This window comes from Halomonas sp. Cn5-12, assembly GCF_021532545.1.
Classification (GTDB): Bacteria; Pseudomonadota; Gammaproteobacteria; order Pseudomonadales; family Halomonadaceae; genus Vreelandella; species Vreelandella aquamarina.
This window is the reverse complement of the sequence record NZ_JAKGAY010000080.1, coordinates 1-1,074: the sequence shown is the minus strand read 5'-3', so window position 1 is coordinate 1,074 and position 1,074 is coordinate 1. Positions and strand designations below refer to the sequence as shown.

Annotated in this window: 1 rRNA gene; it reads left to right on the top strand. The window is 55.2% G+C overall.

Annotated features, from left to right (window positions below):
• A 16S ribosomal RNA gene (locus L1249_RS17380) occupies nucleotides 1–1,068 on the top strand; the annotation flags it as partial.
• Nucleotides 1,069–1,074 lie beyond the last annotated feature (6 nt).

Here is a 1,074-nt window from a genome sequence, read left to right as displayed (position 1 = left end):
TAGGAAAGACATCACTCGCAGAAGAAGCACCGGCTAACTCCGTGCCAGCAGCCGCGGTAATACGGAGGGTGCAAGCGTTAATCGGAATTACTGGGCGTAAAGCGCGCGTAGGTGGCTTGATAAGCCGGTTGTGAAAGCCCCGGGCTCAACCTGGGAACGGCATCCGGAACTGTCAAGCTAGAGTGCAGGAGAGGAAGGTAGAATTCCCGGTGTAGCGGTGAAATGCGTAGAGATCGGGAGGAATACCAGTGGCGAAGGCGGCCTTCTGGACTGACACTGACACTGAGGTGCGAAAGCGTGGGTAGCAAACAGGATTAGATACCCTGGTAGTCCACGCCGTAAACGATGTCGACCAGCCGTTGGGTGCCTAGCGCACTTTGTGGCGAAGTTAACGCGATAAGTCGACCGCCTGGGGAGTACGGCCGCAAGGTTAAAACTCAAATGAATTGACGGGGGCCCGCACAAGCGGTGGAGCATGTGGTTTAATTCGATGCAACGCGAAGAACCTTACCTACTCTTGACATCCTGCGAATTTGGTAGAGATACCTTAGTGCCTTCGGGAACGCAGAGACAGGTGCTGCATGGCTGTCGTCAGCTCGTGTTGTGAAATGTTGGGTTAAGTCCCGTAACGAGCGCAACCCTTGTCCTTATTTGCCAGCGCGTAATGGCGGGAACTCTAAGGAGACTGCCGGTGACAAACCGGAGGAAGGTGGGGACGACGTCAAGTCATCATGGCCCTTACGAGTAGGGCTACACACGTGCTACAATGGTCGGTACAAAGGGTTGCCAACTCGCGAGAGTGAGCCAATCCCGAAAAGCCGATCTCAGTCCGGATCGGAGTCTGCAACTCGACTCCGTGAAGTCGGAATCGCTAGTAATCGTGGATCAGAATGCCACGGTGAATACGTTCCCGGGCCTTGTACACACCGCCCGTCACACCATGGGAGTGGACTGCACCAGAAGTGGTTAGCCTAACGCAAGAGGGCGATCACCACGGTGTGGTTCATGACTGGGGTGAAGTCGTAACAAGGTAGCCGTAGGGGAACCTGCGGCTGGATCACCTCCTTAAACGAT